Raw genomic sequence first — 19965 nt, 5'->3', positions numbered from 1 at the left:
ACCGCATCCCTGAGGGGTCGGGGTCGAGTCAGGGGTTCCCCCGATGGCAGAGACACGGCGGGCGACGACAGGATGGGACCATGACCGAGGCACCATCCACCCCCGCTCCCGACCCCGCAGGCCCGCCCGAGCCCGAGAAGGCGCTGAGCCGTTCCGGGGACGGCCGCATGATCACAGGGGTCTGCGCGGGCCTCGGCAGGTTCACGGGCATGGACCCCGTGCTCTTCCGGGTCGGTTTCGCTGTGCTGGTCCTCGCCTCCGGCATCGGCGTCATGCTGTACGTCGCGGCGTTCCTGCTGATGCGCAGGCCGGACGGCGGCCCCGGCCATCTGGAGCAGTGGACCCGGCGGCTGTTCGACGCCGAGACCGTGCTCGCGCTGCTCGCCGCCGTCTTCGCGTTCGGCCTGATCGTCAACGTCGCGTCCGGGGGGATCAACCGCGGCACGATCGTGGTCGGCACGCTGCTGGCCATCGTGCTGATGGCCGCCCACGCGCGCGGCGTCGACCTGCTGACCATGGCCAAGTCGATGCCCGACCGGGCGACCGGACGGCGCGGCATGACCCGCGCCGCCCCGAGGTTCGCGCCGTTCGCGCCCCCCACTCCGCCGCCCGGCTGGGAGCCGTACGGCGCCGGTGCGCCCGGGGCGGGAGCGCCGCTGCGGCAGACCCCGCCTCCGCCGCCGCCGGGCCCCGCCGGGGACGCCCCTGTCACCCCCGGTCCGGCCTCGGACGACAGGAGGGAGGACACGGCCGTGGACCACACGCTCGTCCAGGAGGCCGTGCCCGGCGACGCGGCGGAGCGCGCCGACGCCGGCCCGCCGACCCGGCCCTTCGAGCCCGTCGCCCCGCCGGCCGCCGAGCCGGTCTCCCGTCTGGCCGCGGAGCCCGCCCCCTCGGAATCCGGCCACGCCCAGGGTGCGCCGGCCGGTTGGGCCTCCGGAGCACCGGGACCCTCCGTCCCCGCGCCTCCGGCCGCCGACGGCTACCGGCGGCTGTCCGATCTCGCTCGCGAGGCGCGGGAGGTCGCGTACGGTCCCAGCGGCGCCCGGGACGCCAGGCAAGGCACGTGGCGACACGGAACCGGGAGCGAGGGATACGGGTCGGGAGAGCCGTTCGCCCCGCACGGCCCCTACATGACGCGGGAAGCGCACCCGTCCTACGCGCCGTCCCCCTACGCGCCACCCGCGCCGCCGCCCGTGCGGCCCGCGAAGCCCAAGCGCCCCAGGTCGTTCATCGGCGTCCTCACCATCTGCCTCGCCCTGATCGTTGGAGGGATCATGGTCACCTTGGAGCGGACCGGCTCAGGCTCGGTCGGCCTGCCGGTCGTCGGCGGGGCGGTCCTCGTCACGATCGGAGCCGGCCTGCTGGTGGCGACGTGGTTCGGCCGGGGCGCGGGGCTGGTCGCCGCCGGGACGATCGTGGCCCTCGTTTTGGTGGGGAGTTCGACGGTGAACGGCATCCCCCGCAAGGTCGGCAGCTTCGTCTGGCACCCCGTCGGCACCGTCCAGTCGCCCGGGACGTACGAACTGGGGATCGGCCAGGGCAAGCTCGACCTCGGCGACATCGCGCTCAAGCCGGGCGCCCGGGTCAGGTTCGACGCCTCGGTGTCGCTGGGACAGCTCACCGTGATCGTCCCGGCGACCGCCCGCGTCGAGGTGTTCGGCTCGGCCAAGCTGGGCGAGGTGAAGATCGACCACAGGGTCGAGGGCGGCACGGACGTGCGCTTCGACCGCGTCCTGGAGCCCGAGACGCCCGTCGAGGGCGACGCGCCCACGATCGAGTTGCACGTCAAGGCGGGGGTCGGCGACGTGGAGGTGCGCCGTGCAGCGTGAGATCCAGCCCGAGCGCCCGCGCCGGACACACCGTACGGACTGGATGTCCCTGCTGTGCGGCCTGCTGTTCATCGGCATCGGCATCCGCTATCTGGCCGGGCCCGTTCCCGACGCGGTCGTCATGGCGCCCATCATCGTCGGAGGACTGGGCTTCGCGGCCTTCGTCGCCATCCTCGCCAAAATCATCCGCCGCTGACGGCGTTCTCATGGATGGAGCCGGACGGTCGCGTTAGACTGACGCGATGTCCTCCCTGCTGACCCTGGAATTCGTGAGCACCGTCCGCGCGGACCGCTCAGGACCCGTGGACGCGCTGGAGGACGTCGGCGGCCTGACCGCCTGGGTCCGGGAACACGCGCCCGATCTCGGCGTCGACCCCGGCACGTTCGCCGCGACCACGGAGATGCTCGACGAGGTCGTGGCGTTGCGACAGGCGATCCGCGCGCTGCTCGCGCGGGCCGTCTCCCCCGCGCCGCCGAGCGGCGCGGACGCGGCCCGGCTGCCGGCCTTCGAGCCCTCCCTCGATCTCGTCAACGCCACCGCGGCGGCGATGCCCGTCGCTCCCCGGCTGGAATGGCCGGCCGGCGACGGGCCCCGCGCCCGGATGCTGCCCTCCAGGGCCGCCGACGACTCGGCCCGCCTCCGGGCGACGCTCGCGGCCGCCGCCATCGACCTGCTGGCCGGGCCGCGGCGGGAGCAACTCCGCACCTGCCCGGCGCCCAGGTGCGTGCTGTACTTCCTCAAGGAGCACCCGCGCCAGGAGTGGTGCTCCGTGGCCTGCGGAAACCGCGCCCGCGCGGCCCGCCACTACCGGCAGCACAAGAACACCTGATCCCCCGCGCGTTCACTCCTCGCGTGGTCGGCCCGCCAGACTCCTAATGGACTTTATCGTCAGGTTCCATTAGCCTGCCCTCATCTTCTAACGGAACCATCCGTTAGAAATAGCAAGGGGAACGGCTATGAGCTTCACCACGGGACACATCGGACTGAACGTCTCCGACCTCGACAGGTCCGTCGGCTTCTACCGGAAGGTCTTCGGCTTCGACGTAACCGGCGAGTCGGCCGACGAGGCACGGCGGTACGCGTTCCTCGCGCAGGACGGCACGCTGGTGCTGACGCTGTGGCAGCAGAGCGAGGGCACGTTCGCACCCGGCCTGCCGGGGTTGCACCACCTGTCCTTCCAGGTGCCGGACATCGACGCCGTACGCAGGGCGGAGGCCGTCATCAGGGAGACGGGGGCGGCGATCCACCACGGCGGGATCGTGCCGCACGGCGAAGGGGCCTCCTCGGGCGGCGTGTTCTTCGAGGACCCCGACGGCATCCGGCTGGAGATCTACGCGCCGAGCGGCGCCGACGAGCGCCCCGCACCCCGGTCCGACGCCCCGACCTGCGGCTTCTTCTGATGCGGCACACCGGAGAGATCGCGGTCCAGCGCCGGGCGGGCGTCCGGCTGGCCGAGCACGGATCGGCCCGCGTACGGGCCGAGATCCCAGAGGTGGCGGCGCGGTTCCTGGAGTCCCAGCGCATGGTCGTGATCGGCGCGGAGGACCGGGAAGGCCGCGTGTGGGCCGCGCCGCTCACCGGTCCCGCGGGCTTCGTCGCCGCGGCCGGCGACCGCGCGATCCTCGTCGAGGCGGTACCCGGCGCGCCGCTCGCGGGGCTGTTCGACGACGAGCGCGACATCGGCATGCTGGCCATCGAGCCGTGGTCGCGGCGCCGGATGCGGATCAACGGCCGCGCCCGGCGGGACGGCGACCGCCTGAGCGTACGGACCGAGCAGGTGTACGCCAACTGCCCGAAGTATCTGCAGCGGCGTACGATCATCGGCGACCTGGAGCCGGGTGAGCGGGCGGCTCGGTCAGGAGACCGTCTGTCGGCCGCCCAGCGGGAGTGGATCGGGAACGCCGACACCTTCTTCGTCGCGACGCACGCGCCCGGGCTCGGCTCGGACGTCTCGCACCGGGGCGGCAACCCCGGGTTCGTCCAGGTGGTGGACGACCGGCGGCTCGTCTGGCCCGACTACGCCGGCAACCTGATGTACATGACCCTCGGCAACCTGGAGCTGAACCCCGCCGCCGGCCTGCTCTTCCTCGACTGGACCACCGGCGACGCGCTGCACCTGACCGGCAGCGCGCAGGTCGAGTGGGACCCTCGCGGTGTGCCGGGAGCCCAGCGGCTCGTGGAGTTCGACGTAGAGCGCGTGCTCCAGATCGACGGCGCGAGCCCGCTGCGCTGGGCCTTCGAGGACTTTTCCCGCTTCAACCCCCCAGCGACCACCAACACCCCCCGTGTGATCTTGTAGTTTGTCGCAGAGATATGCCCTGGCCTGCGCCGATACCCTTGGTGATCTTGCACTTTTTGCCGACGAGGGCCTCCCATCTGCGCGGACGCCTTTCATGACCTTGCAATTGCAAGATCACGAAAGGCACACGCGCAGGCCAGCTGGCACATCCACCGATTTCTGCATGATCACGAAGGGTATCGGCCCAGGTAGGCGGGTTTTCTGCGACAAACTCCAAGATCACGCCCTAGGGGGGTTAGTGAGGGAGGAGTTCGGGGGTGCGCTGCTGGGGGAGGCCCGCGAGGCGGCGCTGGCCTTCGGTCAGCAGGGCCGCCAGGGGGCCGGGCTCGCGCAGCCGGGTGAGCCGGTCACGGTTGTACTTGCGCAGCCGCGCCGCGCGGCGCTTGGCCGCCGCCGCCTTGAACGCCGCGACGTGGTCACGGTCCGCCTTGCGCGCGCCGCTCAGCTCGTAGCCGTACGCCGTGAGCCGCTCGCCGAGCACCTCCTCGCACAGCGAGATCTCCCAGGGCTCCAGCCGGGAGGCCCACTTGCCCGAGTGGGCGGTGGTCACCTCCTCGTGGGTGTTGCTGTGCCACACCTTGTGCTTGGGCACGGCCAGCTCGGCCATGTGGCGGGGGTCGCACATCCCCGGGTCGTAGTCCTCGCCGAGGAACACGCACAGCTTCTGCAGCTCGGTCTCCGGGTCGGCGGTGAGGTCCTCGTACCGCAGCTCGTAGAAGCTGTCGGCAGGCAGCTTGCGGGCGTGCCGCCGGCCGAAGTCGATCGCCTCGGCCCAGTTGGCCATGGCGTGTACGGCGTCCGCCTTGTACCAGGGCATCTGCTTGAGCGAGGCCACGCAGTCGCGGCCGTCCCTGACGAGGTGGACGAACTGCGCGTCGGGGAACATCCGCGTCAGCATCTCGACGTGCCGGTAGTAGCTGGGCCGCTTGTCGCCCCAGCGCGGCTTGCCGAAGCGCTCGGCGTAGGACTTGAAGACCATGCCGATGACCGAGCCGAAGCTGCCCGGCCCGAGCATGGCGGCCTGGACGAAGTCGGGACGGCTCAGGCCGAGCTCGTGGAACTTGGTGGTGCGGCCCTCGGCGATCCAGGTCGCCAGCTTGCGCCGGTTGTCGGCCAGCCGCATGTCGCCGTACGCCCGGCGGGAGAAGTAGGCCGGGACGAGGAAGCGCGTCTCCGGCGGGACCGCGATGCGCGGGTGCGAGTGCAGCATGAGCTGCAGCATGGTGGTGCCGGAGCGCGGGCAGCCGACGACGAAGACAGGTCTGTCCGAATGCATGAGTTCTATCCCCCGTGGTGAAATTTCCGGACGTCAGGGCCACCGCCCCCGGGCGCGGCTCATGACGCGAGTCCTACGGCAGCACGCCGTACGAGCTGGTGGATCAGGCCGAGCAGGCCAGGTCAGACGAGGATCTTCTCTCTCTCGGCGGCGGAGCTTGGCACCTGGCGCGACGCCAGCCAGACGCGGTAGACCAGGCTCATCTCGAACGCCAGCAGCAGCGCGCCGGCCACGGCCGAGACCGGCACCAGCGCCGCGGGCCCGAGCAGCGGGGCCACGACGAAGACCGCGGCGTGGAACTCGATGCCGCTCATGACGTGGGTGCGCACCCGCCGCCGCACCAGGAAGACGCGGAACCTGTCGTACCAGGGGAAGCGGGCGTGGAACGCCTTCTGCAGGTCGACCACCGTGGCGCCGGTCTCGTCGGCGACCTGGCCGAACTCGGCGGCGGCCTGGCCGAGCTCCGCCCGCGGCCTGCCGCGCAGGACGCTCTCGGCGAGGACGCACTGCCCATCCAGCCGCGCCTCCACCAGCGCGCGGGTGGCGTCCTTGACCCGCTTCAGCTGCGGGCCGTTGATATAGCGGAACAGGTCGAGCACGACGACGCCGACGGCGGCGAGCACCACATCGGCGTCGCCCGTCCGGGAGTACTCCCCGAAGCCCAGCCCGAAGGCGCAGCAGACCACCCGCAGCCGGTCGCCGACGTAGTCGAGCCACAGGCCGAAGGGCGTCCCCGTGCCCTTGAGCCTGGCGATCTTCCCGTCCATGCAGTCGATCGTGAAGCTGAGGTAGAACAGCGCCGCCCCCGCGACGAGCATGCCCTCCGCGAACGCGGCCGCCGAGGCGAAGCCGATCAGCATGGACAGCCTGGTCAGCCCGTTCGGCGTGATCGAAGTGTGGTTAGCCACGAGCAGCGCGAGCCGGCAGGCGAGCGGATCGACCATGAAGACGGTCCACCACGAGTCCCTCGGCTTGCGTGTCGCGAGTATGTCGTTCAGCGTGAAGCCCCCCATGCAGGCAAGAATGACTACAACGGGTAGCCGTTGGCCTGCTCTTCGGTAACAGGCAGGGCATCTCATTGCCGGTTCTTGACCGTCTTCCACAGGTAGGTAAACCGTGCGCCAATACGGTCGCCGATCGGTTACAGTCCGTGTTCGAGGGGGAGACCATGCCCGTTGTCACGTTGTACCGGCGGCTGCAGGGGCGGTTGCCGTCATGGGAGCCCGCGCCGCGGGCCGCGCTCATCCGCCCTGACGCGGGTCCGCTGCAGGCCCAGCGCGAGACGCTGGACGTGGTGTGCGCCCTGCTGGACGGGGCGGGCGTGCCCTATTTCTGCGTCAGGCCGCTGCCGAACCGGCCGCCCGTCGTCGCCGTGCCGGAGGACTCGCGCGCCCGCGCGCTCACCGCGCTCGCCGCCGGCGACCACCCGCTGTTCGCGGCGCGGCAGCCGTACGGCAGGCAGGGCCCGCGGGCGCGCCAGGCGGACGCGGGCCGGATGCGTCCGCTGCGGCGGGCGGCGGCGCTGCTCGGCGACGCCAGGGTCGTACGGGTGGCCATGTACTTCGCCAGCCCCTCGCGCACGCTGACGCTCGGCCCGGAGAACGGCTGCGACCTGGAGTTCTGGGCCCGTGAGGGTGACGAGCTGGTCGCGCCGAGGCCGAACCCCGCCTGCGACCGCGTGCCCGTGGAGGGCACCGACGTGGACGGCGGCGAGGAGTTGTTCACCCCGCTGGCGTGCGCCACCCGCCGGGCTCGCGTCTACCGCACCCGGCCCGAGTTCGCCAGGCGGCTGCTCGACGACATCGACTTCCCGATCGACGCCGTCTACACGTGGGTGGACGGCGCCGACCCGGCCTGGCGGGCCCGCCGCGACCAGGCAGAGCGCGGCGAGTCGCTGCGCGCCGGCGGGCCGCTGAGCGAGATGGCCACCACCGAGGCGCGCTTCACCAGCAGGGACGAGCTGCGCTACTCGCTGCGTTCGCTGCTGATGTACGCCCCGTGGATCAACCGGGTGTGGATCGTCACCGACGGCCAGACGCCGCCGTGGCTCGACACCACGCATCCGATGGTCGCGGTGGTCGACCACAAGGACATCTTCACCGACCCGTCGGTGCTGCCGGTGTTCAACTCCCACGCCATCGAGACCCAGTTGCACCACATCGACGGGCTCAGCGAGCACTTCCTCTACTTCAACGACGACTTCTTCCTTGGCAGGCCGCTGCCTCCCCGGACGTTCTTCGAGGGCAACGGGATCACCCGGTTCTTTCCCAGCACCGTCCACGTGCCGTTCGGCGTGCCGGAGACCGAGGAGTCGCCGGTGCACGCCGCCGGCATGAACAACCGGCGCATCCTGGAGGACCTGACCGGCCGCACGATCACGCAGAAGCTCAAGCACGTGCCGTACGCGCTGCGCCGGTCGCTGATGTACGAACTGGAGCAGCGGTTCGCGGCGGAGTTCACCGCGACCGCCCGCAGCAGGTTCCGCACGTCGCGGGACATCTCCGTGGTGTCCTCGCTGGCGCACTACTACGGCTACCTGAGCGGGCGGGCGGTCCCCGGCACCGTCGACTACACCTACGTCGACCTGTCGCTGCCGAAGACGCCCGCCAAGCTCCGCCGCATGCTCGCCCGGCGCAGGCACGACGTGTTCTGCCTGAACGACACCGCTCCCACCACCGTCGAGCAGGACGCCCTGCTGGCGCGCTTCCTGGAGGCGTACTTCCCCACCCCGGCGCCGTTCGAGCTGCGCTGAGACCGAGTCGAGTCAGCGGGACGGTTCCGGCCTGTCCTTGGGCAGGTAACGGGCGACGAACAGGCCGCGGAAGGTCCAGTGGCCGGCCGGGGTGAACGAACGGGCGACCAGGGCGCGCCGGCGGGCGGGCATCGTGTGCCTGCCGGTGTGCCCGACCACCCAGAGCGTGCGCAGCCCGTCGAGCCGGGCGGCGAGCGCCCGGGGGCCCGTCTCGCGGCCGGGGAAGCTGCCGTCCCGCTCCGGTGACAGGGCCAGCGCCACGTCACTAAGCCTGCCGAAGACAGACGGGTAGACCATGGTGTATTTCCTGACCTTGGCGGGGACGAACAGCACCCCGTCGCCCGGCCGCGCCTCGGCCGCGAGCAACGCCATGACCGGCCGGGGATCATCCTGCCTGCCGTCCGGCCCGCGCGTGGCGAACTGCCCCGGAACCGACAGCCCGAGCCAGGCGGCCAGCACGGCGGCGGCGAGCCCGGGAGGCAGCGCGGCCAGGCCCGCCCCCGCGAGCAGCGCGGCCGCCGGCACGCAGCAGAAGACGTACCGGAACACGTACACGGGATGGCCCGTCCAGGAGATCGTGAGCAGCACCAGCGCGGGCACCAGCAGCCACGGCAGCGTCAGCCGCACGAGCGCCCCATGCCCGCCGGGCGCGTGGGCGGGGGCCTCCGCGGGAGGCTCCGGCGTGTGACGCGCCGTGGGCTCGTCCGCGCCGCGTGCGGCACGGGCCCCGCGTACGCCCGCGACGGCGGCGCCCGCGAGGCCGAAGATCGCGAGCCCCCAGGTCAGGGGGGCCACTCCGGGTCCGGTCGCCCCGCCGAGGTCGCCGAACAGTTCTACGGCCAGCCTGCCCACGTCGGACGCGTCCGGCGGGGAGATCCAGTCCACCTGCTCGCTCTGCCGGGAGCCGAGCCAGGCCAGCGGCGCCACGGCCGCCAGCGCCGGCGTCGCCGCGCACGCCCAGCGCAGCAGTGGTCCCCTGGACAGGATCAGCGCGACGCCGTGCGCCGCCGCGACCAGGAACGCGAACAGGTTGAGGTAGCCGAGCACGGTCAGCGCCGCCGCGTACGCCGCGAGGACCCCCGACGTCGGCGACCTGACCAGGCGCAGGAGCAGCAGGGTCGCCCCCACGGCCGCCGCGGCCGCCAGCGAGTACGGCCGGGCCTCCTGGACGTACCTGGAGAAGATGGGCATGAGGGCCAGCAGCACGCCGCCGTACAGGCCCGCCCGGGGGGAGCCGAGGGCGCGGCCGAGCGCGCCGGTCCCCGCCGCGGCCAGCGCGCCCGCGACGACCGACGGCAGCCGCAGCGCCACCTCACCGGTGCCGGACAGGTCGGCGACGACGTGCGCCACCAGGTAGTAGAGGCCGTGCACGGCGTCGACCGACTGCAGCAGGTGCGCCAGCTCGGGCAGGGTTCGGCCGGCCGCGCTGATGGTGGCCGCCTCGTCCCGCCACGGCGGCGGCCCCCCGAGGTTACACAGCCCGGCAGCCAGCGCGACGACGGCGGGCACGACGGTGACGGTGACGACGCCGGGCAGGTCACGCCACCCGGGCCGCTCCGGCGACTCGGCGGACCGCGACGCGGACGACCGGGACGCGGACGACCGGGACGACGGCTGCGACGGCGGCGCGGTGCGCCGGGGCGCGCGGGTCATGACCGCATCCGCGCGACCACGCGCGCCGAGGCGTGCCCGTCGTCCCAGGGGCAGTACGTGCGGGCGAATCGCTCGTAGCGCTCCGCGAAGCGTCCGAGGTCGCCGTCGCGCAGCACGTCGAGCACGTCGTCGCCGGTCCTGAGTACGGGCCCGGGGGCCTCGGCCTCGAAGTCGAGATAGAAGCCGCGCACCTCGTCCCGGTAGCGCTCCAGGTCGTGGGCGAAGAACACCATGGGCCTCCCGGTGCACGCGAAGTCGAACATGGCCGACGAATAGTCGGTGACGAGCACGTCCGCGGCGGCCAGGAGATCCGCCATGTCTGGAAATTTCGAGACATCGCGAATGCGGTCTCCGGCCGGGATCGTCATGTCCCGCGCCACCAGGTAGTGCGCCCGCACGAGCAGCACGTCGTCGTCGCCCAGCGCCCCTGCCGCCCGGACCGGGTCCAGCGCGAGCCGCCCCACGGGCTCGTCGTCCCGCCACGTCGGCGCGTAGAGGACGACCCGCCGATCGTCGGGCAGCCCCAGCCGCCGCCGCGCCGCGCGGGCGCGGGCGGGGTCGAAGAGCGCGTCGTTGCGCGGGTAACCCGACTCAAGGATCTCCCCCTCGTAGCCGAACGCCCGCCGCAGCGCCGCCGTGGCGAACGGGCTCGGCGACAGCAGCAGGTCCCAGGTCGCCACCTGCCGCGCCAGTTCGTCGCGCGGCACCCGTCGCGCGTACGGCATGCCCTCCAGGTCGAGCCCCAGCCGCTTGAGCGGCGTGCCGTGCCAGGTCTGCACGAACGTCTGCCACCGCGGCTTGCGGTACCAGCCAGGCTGGGTGCGCCGGTTGGCCACGACGAAACGGCTGGTGCGCAGCGCCTCCTCGTGCTCGCGCGAGCCGAAAAGGACCAGCCGTACGCCAGGCGGCACCGCGAACTGCCCGTCCCTGGTCACCCAGACGATCTCGACGTCCGGGTGGCGGCGCGCCAGTTCCTCGGAGACGGCGCGGGGATTGCACGAGTACTGCCCGCCGCCGTAGCTGTCGAACAGCGCCGCGTTCCGCGGAGCGGTGCGCCCCCGCGACCGGGACCCCGCCGCGGCCAGGCGCCTGCGCGTCGCGTACGGCCCGCGCTCGTGCGGGCCGAGCGCGGGCCGCACCGCGAGGCTCAGGTCGCCGTCGCGCGAGGTGCGGACGGAGACCTCGTGGAACCCGGTGACCCGCGGCCTCGGCGGGTCGGCGATCAGCGCCGGGCTCAGGCGCACCCGCTCCTCCCCGCCGTCCGGTGTCACGGCGAGGACCCGCCAGGTGCCGCTGCGGAGCGGAAGTCCCTCGGCCGTCGCGCCGACCGCGACCGTCCACACCGTCTCGTCCTCGGAACCCGGCCCCGCCGCCTCGTCCTCGCGGACCGTGCGCACCGCTTCGTCCTGGCGGACGGGCCACGCGTGCCGCTCCGTGCCGCACTCCAGGACGATCCGGCCGACCGGCGGGCGTCCTGTCCCCTGCAGGACCAACTCGCCGGACTCCGTCCACCTGACCGCGCTTATCCGGCCGCATACACCGCGACCGGCGCCTGGATCGGGGTCGCCGGCGGCGCCGGGGCCGAGGGTGAGCCCGCGGTCGCGGGTGAGGCTGACGCGCACGCCTCCCGCGTCGAAGACGCGTTCGCTCGGGCCTCCCGCCGCCCGCCCGGTCCTGGTCACGCCCCGGGCCAGGACCCGCGCGTGCAGCGCCCAGCGGCCGGGAGGCAGCGCGTCGAGCGCGACCACGGTCTCGAAGCCGGAGTCGTCGTGGCAGGCGACCGACTGCCGGGAGTCCGCGGTCACGTCGGGCCTGGCCGTCCGCCGTACCGGCAGGGTGATGCGCTCCTCGCCCCGCTGGAGCCACAGATCGATCCGGCTGCGCCCGCTGTCCAGATGGGCGATGTACGCGTGCCCGGCCACGACGAGCCTGTCCTCCGTGTGGCGTACGTCGTCCACGCAGGCGACGAGCCGCAGGTCGCGGGTGGCGTCGAACAGCGAGCGCGGAAGCCGGGGGTCGCGCCTGAAGGGATAGTCGAGATACCAGCGGCGGCGGCGCAGCCCTCGCCGGAGCACGCCCCGGTGCCTGATCTCCGACTCGGTGAACGTCCGTAGCTCCGCCAGTTCGCCGGTCATGCCGTGCGCGGCGAGGTGGATCCGCAGCCGCCTGAGGACCGGCAGCCGTTCGACCGCGCCGGGGTCGAGGCGGCCCAGCGCCTCGGCGATCCCGTCGGGGACGTGGTCGCGCACGGCGTCCAGCACCGCGTCGAGGTCGGGCCCCTCGGCCAGTCGCAGGTCGTACGCCGTGCGCAGCGCGGGCGCGTGCCGGCCGAGCAGGTCCGACACCTCCAGCATGGCCCGCAGGCGGCACAGGGGGTCGGCGGGCGGCCGGGACCCGCGGGTGAGGCAGACCACGTCACCGAGCACGTCGGCCGACGCGGACAGCACGTGCGCGGGGATCGTCACAGGGAAGTCCTCACCCAGCCCCGCCGGGAACGCGAAGGCGTGCCGGTTCCAGAACTCGCGGCGGAACACGGTGCCCCCCGCCCGCGGGTCGTCGAGCAGCTTCGGATGCCGGGTGATGTGGGTGCGCAGGAGCTCCTTGGCCTTCGAGGCGGTGTCCCGCGCGTACGGCGTCCAGGTGCGGATCCTGCCGCAGGCGAGGTCGGAGCCGGTGTGGTCGAGTGCGCGGACCAGCGCGCGGTAGGCGTCCGCGGGGACGACCGAGCCGGGGTCGGCGAAGGCGAGGTAGCGCCCGGTGGCGCACGCCGCGCCCGTGTTGCGCGTGACGCCGGGGTCGTCGCCGCCGTCGCCGAGCGTGAGGAGCGTGAACCTGTGGTCGGGCGGGCGAATGCCTCTAGGGCGGCCGACCAGGATCACCTCCAGGTCGTCCAGGGTCTGGTCGCGCAGGGATTCGAGGCACTCCTCGGCGTGTTCCTCCCCGCCGTACAGGGGGACGACCACCGAGAGGCTGGGAGGCACCGTCACGCCGTCAGGATGCCGACGCCCGGCGGCGCGCCACCCGGCCCATCCCCGATGCCTTACGGTCGCTTTGCCGGTTCTTGACCCGCGTATGCGGCGTGGTCAGCCGAACAGGCCGTCAACCACGCGGCAGGCGGCCCGGCCGTCGGCCATCGGGCGATGCCTCGCCAGGAAGGCGGCGTGCGCGTCCCGGTGCTTGTCGGCGACCTCGTCGAGGTGTGCGACCGCGTCGAGCACCTCGGCCTCGCGCCGCAGCGCCGGCCCCGGCGCCTCTGGAAGGAGCCACAGGTCCTGCGGCCGGCCCGCGTGCAGGAGCACCGGCCGGCCGGTCACGGCGAAGTCGAACACGGCCGCCACGTCCCCGGCGACGAGGACGTCCGCGGCGAGGTACAGCTCGTGCGGGTCGGGATGGCCGGTGACGTCCCGCAGGCGCGCCTCGTCGGGCCCTGCCTCCGAGAGCCGGCGGACCAGCAGGACGTGGTCCTCAGGCAGCCCGTCCGCCAGGCGTCCCGCGTCGAGCGTGTCGTGCTCCCCCGCGACGTACAGCACGACGCGGGCGGGCTCCGGCAGACCGAGGCGGCGCCGCACCTCGGCGGCGCGCTCCTCCGCGCCGGGGCCCGTCAGCAGGTCGTCGCAGGGCAGGCCGGTCTCCCACACCTGCCCGCCGAAGCCCGGCGTCCCCCGCAGCGACGGCGTCCACCGCGGGCCTGGGGACAGGAGATGGGTCCACTGACCCGCCCCGACATCGTCACGGGCGTCACCGCCACCGTGGGCGGACCCCTGCCAGGTCTGCAGGACCACCTGGCCCGGCCTGCGCCTGAACCAGCGCGGCAGCGGCGCGTCGGTGACGACGTAGCGGCACCGGGCGAGGGCCTCGTAGTGTTCCCGCCCCAGCGTGCGCACCGCTTCCACGTCGCCGGGCAGGGCGACCTGGCCGTCGCGCACGTTCCACAGCAGCGGCAGGTCGGCCCCCCTGCGGCGCAGTTCCTCGCAGACCGCCCTCGGGCTGCCGCCGAAACGGGTGCCCGCGCCGCCGTCGAACAGGACGGCGTCCCGCAGCGACCTGTCCCTCATCTGCGGATAGGCCGTCGCGCGCAGCACCCGCTGCGCCTTCCTGCCGCGCTCGTCGGCGGTCAGGTCGCCGCTCACGGTCAGCACGGCCCTGCCGGGACCCGACGTGGCGATCCCGAACGTACGGCGGGCCGTCTGGTGGGGCGCCGGCACCTCCGTGTCGAGCTCCAAGGGCAGATCGGTCCAGCCTCCCCCGGCGGCGCGCGCCCGGATCGACAGGGCGTACCGGCCGCGCGGCAGCGGCAACGGGCCGGCGGCCGAGCACACCCGCTCGGGCGTCAGCCGGGCCCTGAACCGGCTCCCCGCGCCCTCGATCGGCAGCAGCCGCTCCCCGCGCCAGGGGGCTGCGTCGAGCGCGGTCACCACCAGCGCCGACATCTCGTGCGGCACGGTGAGGCCGCCTTCCAGGAGCAACTCGCCGCCGGGCAGCCACTCGGCGAGGTCGGCGTACGCCGCGGCGGCCTGGTCGCGCAGGACCAGGCCGCCGGTGCCGTCCCTGGACACGACCATCTCCCGGCCGGCCAGGCCGTACCGGCCGGTGGGCACGTCCTCGGCGAGGGTCACCGGGGTGACCGCGCCGTCGGCGGCCACCACCGTGACCTCCCACCATGCCTCCGGCGCGGCGACCTCCGCCGGCACGAGCTCCCGGAACGCGGCGGCCCGGCTCGGGGGCAGTAGGTCGCGCAGGTCGACGACGGCCTCGAACGTCCGCCCGTCGACGTGCACGGGACAGGTGCGGGGAACGCCGCCGGGACGCCGGGTGACCTGGAGCACCGGGCTCGGTCCGAGGTCGTTGACGACGTGGCCCACGAGGCGCAGGCGGCCGTCCCGCACCTCGTGGGTGACGACCCGGGCGGTCTCCCGCTCGGCGCGGAGCACGAGGTCGCCGGTCTCCCCGAGGAGCGGCGCGACGTAGTGGTCGGGGCCCACGGCGCGATACCCCGCCCCCTCGACAATCGGGACGGGGACGCGCGGATCAGTCAGCCGTCCGCGCCGCAGGGCGCCCCGGTGGAGCACGCGCAACTCAACGTGCCACCGGCCGAGGCGGCCCGGCCTGGCCAGCGCCGCCGGGTCGATCGCCAGCCGGAAGCCGCCCCAGTCGCGTTCCTTCGACTTCGTGGAGATCCGGGCCCTGGTGACCGAGGCGGGCACCCGGACGCGCCGTCCCGTCCGCTCGTGGACGAGGGTCGCGAAGACCTGCTGGTGGACGCGCCGGGTGGGGCGCAGGTACGGCGGGGCGGCGCGGCCCTCCACCACGAGCACGCCGTCCTCCCACCTGACCGCGTCGATCCGGTGACGCGGGACGAGTTCGTCCCTGGCCTTGGTGACGGTGGCGGGGATGTCGGCGGAGCGCGGGAGGGAGACGTTCAGATGGTGGCCGCCCATCCTGCGGACGAGCCGCCGGTCGGGTCGCACCTCCCGGTCCCAGGCCAGGACGTCCAGCAGGTCGGTCAGGCGGCGCAGGCGCACCAGATGCCACTGCAGGCGCCGCAGGGCGGGCAGCCCGTCGAGCACCGGTGGCGCCACGTCCTCCAGGTAGCGGCCGGCGAGGTCGAGAAAGCGCTCCCGGAACTCCGCGGTGCCCTGGTCGAGCACGTCGAGGAAGTTCGTGAGGTCGCCGTCGAGCACGGCGTGGTCCCAGGCGTGGATGTGCGCGGTGAAGTGGTGCTGGCTGAGGAAGCGGCGGACCTGGGTCACGGCGGCGAACCGGTCCTCCAGATGCGCGGTCCGGGCCTTGTCCTGGGTGATCGAACGGCCGCCGTCCTCGCGCCGCCGCCACACGTAGACCGGCGAGGGCAGGACGTCCACCGACCGCGCCAGGAAGTGGGCGCGCAGCGCCACCGCGATGTCCTCGTACAGCACGCCCTCGGGGAAGGCGAACCCGTGGGCGTCCCAGAACGAGCGGCGCCACAGCTTGTTGGTCACCAGGCGGTCGCGGAGCAGCGTGCGCGTCCTGGTGATGTGGGTCGCCGCGGCGGCGTCGGCGAACACGGCCCTGTGCATGGCCGACTGGCGGGCGCCGCGCGCGTCGAGGCGCAGCACGTTGCCCGTGGCGAGGTCCGACCCCGTACGCTCCAGGGACGCCATGAGGTGCTCGAGGGCGTGCGCGGGTAGCAGGTCGTCGCTGTCGAGGAACATCAGGTAGTCCCCCGTCGCGTGCCGCACCCCCGTGTTGCGTGCCGCGCCGAGCCCCGCGTTGGCCTGGCTCACCAGCCGGAACCTGTCGTCCCGCGCCGCGAAGCCGGCGGCGATCGCGGCGCTGCCGTCCGGCGAGCCGTCATCGACCATGACGACCTCGACGTCCTCCCAGGTCTGCGCGGCGACCGAGGCCAGGCACCCGGCGAGGTACGGTTCCACGTCGTAGATGGGGACGATCACGCTCAGGCGGGGCATGGCTTGTCCTTGCGAGTCGGCGGTCGGTGGTAGGCCCGGCTCAGGCCGGGCGCACGAGCGCCCGCAGGCGCCTGCGGAGCGACCGGGCCGTGCGGCGCAGCGGCCTGCGTACGAAGCGAAGCGATCCAGGGGTGGCGCGAAGCGACCTGGGAGTGAAGCGCACCCATCCAGGGGCGGAGCGGGGCGATCCGGAGGAGGAGCGGGCCCGGTCGTGCCCCGGCATCGGCGACGCGGTGGCCGACGCGATGTCGGCGGGCAGGAACCCCCACGTGGCGCCCGCGACCCACACCGTGCCGTACATCTCGTGGACCAGGTCGTCGAGGTCGTCCCCCGGCCCCGCGCACCGGCGGGCGCGGCTCATCGCGGCGGTGCGCTCCAGCCGGGCGCTGACGACGCGGCCGTCCTTCCGCTCGTCCAGCGCCAGCGAGACGACGCCAAGCCGCTGCCGGTCCGCGTGCTTCACGACAGAACCGATGGTGCCCCGAGACGGCACCCAGCCGGGCGGGCAGTGGAAGCGGAACGGCACGGGGAAGCAGTCGTCCGGCACGGCCTCCCGGAACCGCACGCGCGGCTCGCCCTGGTAGCAGGCGAGAACCAGCCGGAGGTCGAGCGCGGGATCGCCGAGCGGGTCCCGCCGCCCGCCGCCGAGCCGCCCCCACGGCCCGACGACGGTCACCCGCACGTCGGGCAGGCGCCCGGCGAGCACGGCGTCGACGGTGGCCCTGACATCCTCGAACGACGCGTCCCCCACCTCGACCACCACGTCGACGTACGGCACCAGATAGGAGCGGTGGGGGTGCCTGCGCAGCCAGCGGAAGCTCGGGACGCGCTCGGCGAGGTGGGGCCAGTTGTGCCGCTTCACGTCGGCCTCGCGGCGCATGACGGTCGACCTGCCGAGGTGCCAGCACCGGCTGCGGCGGTCGGGCACGAACACGGCCCCCGCCTGGGCCAGCCGGTAGCCGAGTTCGGTGTCCTCGCCGAGGACCAGCGAGGCGTCGAGCCCTCCCGCGTCACGCAGCAGGCGGGCGGGCAGCGACGCGGTGGCCCCGACCATGACGGAGAACGCGCTGAAACCGGCCGCCCGCAGGTCGTCGGTCTGGTCCCAGCGCCGCTCTGTCCACTGCGGCGTGGCGTCCTCCTCGGCGTAGAGCTTGTGCACCGCGCCCGCGTCGACGGCCGCGAGCACCTCGCTCGCCGGGACCTCGTCCAGGCCGGGCACGAACCGCAGGTGCCCGAGCACGACCAGGTAGTCGGCCATGTGGTGCCAGCGCATCTGGGCCTCCACGTGCTCGGGGAACAGCACGATGTCGGCGTCCAGGTAGAGGATCACCTCTCCATGGGCCGCCTCGGCCCCCGCCGCGCAGGCGCTCGCCCTGCCCCACTCCCCGTCACGCGGGCGTACCACCCGCAGCCGCTCCGGCAGCGGCCCCGCGTACGACTCGAGCGGCGGCGACATGGGCCGTTCGCCGTCGTCCACGACCACGACCTCCATGAGGTGGGCCGGGTACGTCTGCCGGGCCAGGCCTGCCAGCGTCAGCGGCAGGGTGCGCTCCGCGCGGTGGGCGGGGACCACCACGCTCACCGTCCGCGTGGGGGTCCACTCCCCGAGCGCGGGCGGCTCCCCCAGCACCCCGTAGTCGTTGAGCGGGATGCGCACAGCCCCCGTCACGTCCTCACCTCCGCCCGCCATCCGGCACCGTCCTCCATCAGTTCGTTGAAGACCAGCCCGCGCCACTGCTCCTGATAGGCCGCGAGGAACGACTGCACGGGCTGGCGCCAGGTGTGTCCGTACGCGCTGCGGCGACGCAGCATGTAGCCGAGGCCGTGGGTGCGGTAGATCCGGCCGCCGACGGCCTCCACCGCCTGCAGGAGCTGGCCGTCCACGGTCCTCGCCAGCGGCCGGAAGCCGCCGGCCGCCTCGAACGCCGCCCGGGTGACCAGCATCGTGCCCCCGGCGACCAGCGGGGCGAACCGCTCGGTGCCGATGCACCTCCTGATCGTCACGTCGAGCGACTCCAGGTAGACGAACTCCGCCGCGGTCCCGACCAGGTCCGCGCCGCTGTAGTGCCGCGCGAGCAGGAGGTCGGCGAGGTGGTCGGGGCCGTACCAGTCGTCGTCGTCCACCTTCGTCAGGTACGACCCCGACGCCGCGGCGGCCATCCGGTTCAGCACCTCGCCGAACGGCGTCGCGGCCGGGGCCTCGATGACGGTGAGCGGCAGCGGCGTACGGGGCAGCACCGTCTCCGCCGCCGTGAAGCCGTGCATCCCCACGATCAGTTCCGCGGTGACGCCGCGCTGGCGCCCCATCTGCTCGACCGCGAACGGCACCATCTCAGGGCGGCGCGTGCACAGCAGGATCGACACCCGCGGCTCCGGCGGCACCGGCAGGCCCGCGGCCAGGGCGAGACCCCGCCAGCGGGCGGCGGCCCCGTGCTCGCGCAGCGCGGCCCTGCGCAGCCGGACGCTCAGCTCCTCGCGGCGCAGGTCGGACGTGATCGCCTCGTGGGTCACGGCGGCGAGCGCGGCGGCCAGGCCGGGGCCGAGCGCCCGGTCGCGGGCGGCGTCGGGTGCGGTGACGACCGGGATCCCGGCGGCCGCGAGGGCGGCCACGACACGGGCGACGGCGGACGCCCGTCCCTCGATCGCGGGCACCTCGATCCCGCGTAAGTCCCGCAGGCGGGCGACGTCGACGTCCGTGACCCGGCCCGCGGCAGGGATCCGTACGAGCGTGTCACCGCCGAGGGTGACGACGAACCCGTCCCGGTGCGCGGCGAGCGCCGCCGTCCCCTGCGCGGGATGCTGCCGGAACCCGATGGGGTTGACCACGGCCTCGTCCAGGGGCGGCACGGAACCGGCCGTCTCCGCCAGGGGCAGCGGCAGATCGCAGCCGGGGGCGTCGCGGCGGTCCGGCACCGGCCCGCCGGGCGGCGACAACGTCACGTTGGGGTCGCCGGGCCGCCAGTCGGCCGCGCCGCCGCCCTCCAGCCCCGCGACGGGAGTGGTCGCCTCGCACCCGCCGAACAGGCCGCGTGCCACGTGGGCGACGACGTCACCGGCCGGCACCGGCTCGGTGAAGGCGGCGTCCAGGTGCCAGCCGCGCTTGCGGCGCACGATCCGCATCTCGGCGAGGTGACGCCAGCAGGCGCCCGGCGCGGCGGCCGGCAGGGGCTGGGCCGCCCAGGGCGGCACGTCGGCGACGGCGATCCTGACCCGCGTCGCCGTGGGCAGCAGGCCGCGCAGCGGCACCGCCCTGCGCAGATCGGCCGGGGAGCGGGCGGCGAGCACGACGCATCCGACCGCGCCGGTGCCATCCTGCGCCCGCTCCACGCCGGTCGCGCCGTCCGGGCTGTTCACTGTGGGGACGGTGCCGGGGATCGCGTCCGCGTCGCCCGCCGCTGCCGACGGCGGCGCGGGGACGGGCACCTCCTCAAGCGCGGTCCAGGGACCGGCGAAGCCCTCGACGAGACGGCCGAGCAGCGCGGGACAGGACTCGAACCCGATCCACGTCCCCCACGCCGACCGGGAGGCGGCTCGCTTCACCCGCCCTCCTCACCATGCCCGGGGTCCTCTTCCGACCGGCCCAGCATCGCGAACCCCACCCGTGACGGGCCGGGTTATTCCCTTCCTTGGCCGAAGGTTTAATCGCCCTTCGCCGCAGGTGGGCGCGGATTTACCGGCGGTGAGAAACCGGACTGACGAGGAGGAA

General features: G+C 73.9%; 13 protein-coding genes. 6 read left to right on the top strand and 7 right to left on the bottom strand.

Translation table 11 applies throughout. The annotated features are described in order from the left end of the window. Positions 1-80 precede the first annotated feature (80 nt). From HHX31_RS28445 to HHX31_RS28425, 5 genes are all read left to right on the top strand, one after another. Positions 81-1832, top strand: coding sequence for a PspC domain-containing protein (locus tag HHX31_RS28445; protein WP_169951926.1), 1752 nt, complete (start codon positions 81-83; stop codon positions 1830-1832). Next, positions 1822-2028, top strand: coding sequence for a hypothetical protein (locus HHX31_RS28440; RefSeq protein ID WP_169951771.1), 207 nt, complete (start codon positions 1822-1824; stop codon positions 2026-2028). Before HHX31_RS28445 ends, HHX31_RS28440 begins: the two co-directional genes overlap by 11 nt. Before the next feature lie 46 nt (positions 2029-2074). Continuing rightward, positions 2075-2662, top strand: coding sequence for an ABATE domain-containing protein (locus HHX31_RS28435; RefSeq protein ID WP_169951925.1), 588 nt, complete (start codon positions 2075-2077; stop codon positions 2660-2662). 127 nt (positions 2663-2789) lie between these two features. Beyond that, complete coding sequence (locus tag HHX31_RS28430; protein WP_169951924.1) at positions 2790-3233, top strand: VOC family protein; 444 nt, start codon at positions 2790-2792, stop codon at positions 3231-3233. After that, positions 3233-4132: a pyridoxamine 5'-phosphate oxidase family protein gene (locus HHX31_RS28425; protein WP_169951923.1), complete on the top strand. Its 900-nt coding sequence runs from the start codon at positions 3233-3235 to the stop codon at positions 4130-4132. The genes HHX31_RS28430 and HHX31_RS28425 overlap by 1 nt, the downstream gene beginning before the upstream one ends. A gap of 235 nt (positions 4133-4367) precedes the next feature. Here the strand turns inward: HHX31_RS28425 and HHX31_RS28420 are convergent, their stop codons facing one another. Next, positions 4368-5408, bottom strand: a complete 1041-nt coding sequence (locus tag HHX31_RS28420; RefSeq protein ID WP_169951922.1) for a sulfotransferase — start codon at positions 5406-5408, stop codon at positions 4368-4370. A 122-nt stretch (positions 5409-5530) separates the two neighbouring features. Continuing rightward, on the bottom strand, positions 5531-6421 hold the full coding sequence (locus HHX31_RS28415) for a CDP-alcohol phosphatidyltransferase family protein (RefSeq protein WP_169951921.1): 891 nt from the start codon (positions 6419-6421) through the stop codon (positions 5531-5533). 155 nt (positions 6422-6576) lie between these two features. Here HHX31_RS28415 and HHX31_RS28410 point away from each other — a divergent pair, with 155 nt between their 5' ends. Beyond that, the gene (locus HHX31_RS28410; RefSeq protein ID WP_169951920.1) at positions 6577-8160 is read left to right on the top strand and encodes a stealth family protein; all 1584 of its coding nucleotides are present in this window, start codon (positions 6577-6579) and stop codon (positions 8158-8160) included. Between the two features lie 12 nt (positions 8161-8172). On the opposite strand, the gene HHX31_RS28405 is transcribed toward HHX31_RS28410, so the two are convergent. The 5 genes from HHX31_RS28405 to HHX31_RS28385 form a co-directional block, all read right to left on the bottom strand. Next, positions 8173-9813, bottom strand: a complete 1641-nt coding sequence (locus HHX31_RS28405; protein ID WP_169951919.1) for a glycosyltransferase family 39 protein — start codon at positions 9811-9813, stop codon at positions 8173-8175. Continuing rightward, positions 9810-12800: a bifunctional glycosyltransferase family 2 protein/CDP-glycerol:glycerophosphate glycerophosphotransferase gene (locus tag HHX31_RS28400; RefSeq protein ID WP_169951917.1), complete on the bottom strand. Its 2991-nt coding sequence runs from the start codon at positions 12798-12800 to the stop codon at positions 9810-9812. The genes HHX31_RS28405 and HHX31_RS28400 overlap by 4 nt, the downstream gene beginning before the upstream one ends. Positions 12801-12896: 96 nt before the next feature. Beyond that, positions 12897-16259 (bottom strand): glycosyltransferase, encoded by a 3363-nt coding sequence (locus HHX31_RS28395; protein ID WP_169951916.1) that lies wholly within the window; start codon positions 16257-16259, stop codon positions 12897-12899. 40 nt (positions 16260-16299) lie between these two features. Further along, complete coding sequence (locus HHX31_RS28390) at positions 16300-17928, bottom strand: glycosyltransferase family 2 protein (RefSeq protein WP_169951914.1); 1629 nt, start codon at positions 17926-17928, stop codon at positions 16300-16302. After that, the gene (locus HHX31_RS28385) at positions 17925-19799 is read right to left on the bottom strand and encodes a glycosyltransferase family 2 protein (RefSeq protein ID WP_169951913.1); all 1875 of its coding nucleotides are present in this window, start codon (positions 19797-19799) and stop codon (positions 17925-17927) included. The genes HHX31_RS28390 and HHX31_RS28385 overlap by 4 nt, the downstream gene beginning before the upstream one ends. Between the last annotated feature and the right edge of the window lie 166 nt (positions 19800-19965).

The sequence above is a fragment of the Microbispora sp. H11081 genome, from assembly GCF_012999535.1.
GTDB lineage: Bacteria > Actinomycetota > Actinomycetes > Streptosporangiales > Streptosporangiaceae > Microbispora.
Note: the sequence above shows the minus strand (reverse complement) of the source record. Positions and strands in the feature narration are given on the sequence as shown.

Coding starts and splice junctions, on each gene's coding strand:
- HHX31_RS28435 (WP_169951925.1), top strand. CDS start 2,075: ATGTCCTCCCTGCTGACCCTGGAATTCGTGAGCACCGTCCGCGCGGAC.
- HHX31_RS28410 (WP_169951920.1), top strand. CDS start 6,577: ATGCCCGTTGTCACGTTGTACCGGCGGCTGCAGGGGCGGTTGCCGTCA.
- HHX31_RS28425 (WP_169951923.1), top strand. CDS start 3,233: ATGCGGCACACCGGAGAGATCGCGGTCCAGCGCCGGGCGGGCGTCCGG.
- HHX31_RS28420 (WP_169951922.1), bottom strand. CDS start 5,408: ATGCATTCGGACAGACCTGTCTTCGTCGTCGGCTGCCCGCGCTCCGGC.
- HHX31_RS28415 (WP_169951921.1), bottom strand. CDS start 6,421: ATGGGGGGCTTCACGCTGAACGACATACTCGCGACACGCAAGCCGAGG.
- HHX31_RS28430 (WP_169951924.1), top strand. CDS start 2,790: ATGAGCTTCACCACGGGACACATCGGACTGAACGTCTCCGACCTCGAC.
- HHX31_RS28445 (WP_169951926.1), top strand. CDS start 81: ATGACCGAGGCACCATCCACCCCCGCTCCCGACCCCGCAGGCCCGCCC.
- HHX31_RS28405 (WP_169951919.1), bottom strand. CDS start 9,813: ATGACCCGCGCGCCCCGGCGCACCGCGCCGCCGTCGCAGCCGTCGTCC.
- HHX31_RS28395 (WP_169951916.1), bottom strand. CDS start 16,259: ATGCCCCGCCTGAGCGTGATCGTCCCCATCTACGACGTGGAACCGTAC.